General features: G+C 57.1%; 3 protein-coding genes and 1 pseudogene. 2 read left to right on the forward strand and 2 right to left on the reverse strand.

Annotated elements, in window-relative coordinates:
- Positions 1–233 (reverse strand): annotated as a pseudogene (locus EOC06_RS35300) (Flp pilus assembly complex ATPase component TadA); the annotation flags it as partial.
- Positions 230–862 (reverse strand): acyl-homoserine-lactone synthase TraI, encoded by a 633-nt coding sequence (gene traI / locus EOC06_RS35305; protein WP_095482558.1) that lies wholly within the window; start codon positions 860–862, stop codon positions 230–232. The pseudogene EOC06_RS35300 and the gene traI, both read right to left, overlap by 4 nt.
- A 370-nt stretch (positions 863–1,232) precedes the next feature.
- On the opposite strand from traI, the gene repA reads away from it, so the two are divergent.
- Positions 1,233–2,438, forward strand: a complete 1,206-nt coding sequence (gene repA, locus EOC06_RS35310; RefSeq protein ID WP_095482610.1) for a plasmid partitioning protein RepA — start codon at positions 1,233–1,235, stop codon at positions 2,436–2,438.
- Positions 2,439–2,516: 78 nt separating this feature from the next.
- Positions 2,517–2,949: ParB/RepB/Spo0J family partition protein (locus EOC06_RS35315; protein ID WP_128309979.1), on the forward strand; the 433-nt coding region annotated here is incomplete at its 3' end.

Here is a 2,949-nt window from a genome sequence, read left to right on the forward strand (position 1 = left end):
TCGGCCTCGGATTGTAGCGCATGGGCGACGCTGCCGATGATCACCTCCGCCGCGGCAGGGCTCAGTGCGCCGGCCGGGGTGACGCCATGACCCAGGCGTTCGATGAAGAGCTTGCCATCGGGGTTGAGCATGATCTCGACAACCGTCGCGTCATCGAGCGCGACGCAGAGATGGTCGCCGAGAGCTTCCTGAAGTTTGCGGACGAGACGCGAATGCGAGCGGAGTTGGGTCACGCGGCGCTCCTGATCGGTGCGCCGTCGGAGATTATCGAACGGTAGCCGGGAGGACAGACCTGCTCAAAGCGCTCGCGATCGGCTGGAAGGCTTCCGGCAACCGCCATCGTGTCGCCGATTGCTGCAGGTTCGCCGAGCCGTCGCATCGGCCAGCCGGCACGTTTGAGGATCCGCTCGAAGCGGAGATCGGTCGCGGTGACGATCTCGCTGTAACCATTCGCCATCGACCATTCGATGATGCCGGCGAACAAGGTGCGTGTCACAAGATGTAATTGGCCCCCTTCCCTGCCCGCAGTCTGGGACGTGTCGACACAGAAGCGCGAACTTTCGACCATTTCTGGATGTGGGTTCAGAGAACCCTTTTCGAGCAGTTCGGGAAATATGTACTTGAGCATCGTCGGCCCGGAAGCCGGAAGAAGACGGGCGCAACCGGCGACCATCCCAGGCTCATTAACTGCCAGAACGTAGGTCGGCTTAAAATCATCGTAGCGATCGCGCTCTTCCCCCGCGGTCACAGAGACGTCCCATTCGAGACGGCCGCCGAACACCGCTGCGCGAAGACGGTACATCTGCTTCAGAAAATTTTGATGGCGGCCGTAAAGGTCGGGCGAGACGGTCAGTATCCGCATTATGATCTCCGCATGAACACGTCATGCGGAGACAAAACACCTCGTTGGGCGTGTGCCTACGTGCAGATTTGCAGCCGGTGATTCTGCCGAATCGACGGTCTAGCTACGGAAATTCGAGAGCAGGCAGGGGCTAAAGTGTTGATGAAGAGGTGCAAATCTGCATTTCATGCCCACGGTCGCGAACAGCGGGAATCGACCTAACTTACGGATAACCATTGGAGAATCCGGTCTGGGCGTGAATGGTCCCGCAACATGTTAACTTCTCATTAACCAAAAACGCCTTGCGGCTACCGTCGAATCGCACATAGTAATCACGCTTTCCTGCCATATGGACCCGGAAAAGCGTTATTCCCAAGTGGGGGCGGTGAAATTGAACGTGGCGCAGACTTTCGACCTCGACATAGACTTTGACGAGGAGATTCTCCAGCAGGGTGAACTCATCTCGGACAAGCTCAACATGCTGCGCCTGGAGCAGTATCCGCCGGATGCTGAGAAAGGCCTTCGGCTGTTTTCCTCGGCCGAGGTTGCCGATTTTCTTGGCGTGACGCAAAACCATATCAAGAAACTACATCTTGAGGGAAAGGGGCCGGAGCCGCTCGTATCACAGTCCGGCCGCCGCTCGTACACGGCGGCGCAGATGATGGAGTTGCGCGCCTTCCTCGACAAACACGGCAGAACTGATTTCAAGCGCTATGTGCCTCACCGGCGCGGCGGCGAAGGCCTTCAAGTTATCTCCGTTGTGAATTTCAAAGGTGGGAGTGGAAAGACAACCACCACGGCCCATCTTGCCCAGTACCTCGCTCTCACTGGCCATCGTGTCCTTGCGATCGACCTCGACCCACAGGCTTCACTCACTGCTCTTCATGGGATGCAGCCCGAACTTGACAAGAATCCGTCGCTTTTCGAGGCGCTTCGCTACGATGATCAACGCAGCTCGATCAAGGACGTGATTCAACCGACGAATTTTCCGGGGCTCGACATCGTCCCGGCGAACCTCGAACTCCAGGAATACGAGTACGAGACACCACTAGCGGCTTCGAACAAAAATTCCCCTGAAGGGCGTATGTTCTTCACCCGCATTACGCAGGCCCTTAAAGAGGTCGACGATCAATATGACGTGGTTGTGATCGATTGCCCTCCTCAGCTCGGCTATCTCACGCTCACCGCGCTGACAGCCTCCACATCTGTTCTTATCACGGTCCATCCGCAGATGCTCGACATCATGTCGATGAGCCAGTTCCTGCTCATGCTTGGCGGGATCTTGCAGTCGATAAAGGGGGTCGGGGCGAAAGTCCGGCTGAAGTGGTTCCGCTATCTGGTGACGAGATACGAGCCGATGGACGGGCCGCAGGCACAGATGGTTGGTTTCATGCAGGCGATGTTCAACAAGCGGATGCTCACCAATCAGATGGTTAAGTCCACCGCCATATCTGATGCCGGTATTACCAAGCAGACCCTTTATGAGGTTGAGCGCAGCCAGTTCACGCGTTCAACGTATGACCGTGCGATGGAGTCCCTCAACGCAGTCAATAGCGAGATTGTCTCGCTGATACACAAAGCATGGGGGCGGAAGTGATCGCTTTCTTGACAGCCGTGCAGAACCGCAAAAAACCTCGCAAAATCAGCGCAGTAAATACGAGAATGGAGGGTGCAAATGGCTAGAAAGCACCTCTTGGCCAACATCGGGGCGACCGTGGGCGATCGGAAGCCGCAAAGCAATTCATCGGAGAGCAGGGCCGAATATGCCCGTCGTGGCGCAACGCGCTCGATGATGCAGTCTCTCGATGAGATGGCGGAAAACTCTATGCGCGTCCTAGAGGGCGAAACGATCGTATCCCTTGATCCGGACCTCCTTGAGGCCTCCCCTTTCGCTGATCGGATTGCCAGCAACGACGAGGATTTTTCCGCGTTGGTCTCGGCTATTGAGCAGGCTGGTCAGTCCTCGCCTATCCTCGTTCGGCCTCACCCAGATGTTTCTGGCCGCTTTGTCATTGTTTACGGCCATCGCCGTGCTCGCGCTGCCCGTCATCTCGGCATCGCTGTGAAGGCCGTCGTCAAGCCGATCGAGGACATCGCACATGTGCTGT

Source organism: Mesorhizobium sp. M7A.F.Ca.MR.362.00.0.0, from assembly GCF_004023175.1.
GTDB lineage: Bacteria > Pseudomonadota > Alphaproteobacteria > Rhizobiales > Rhizobiaceae > Mesorhizobium.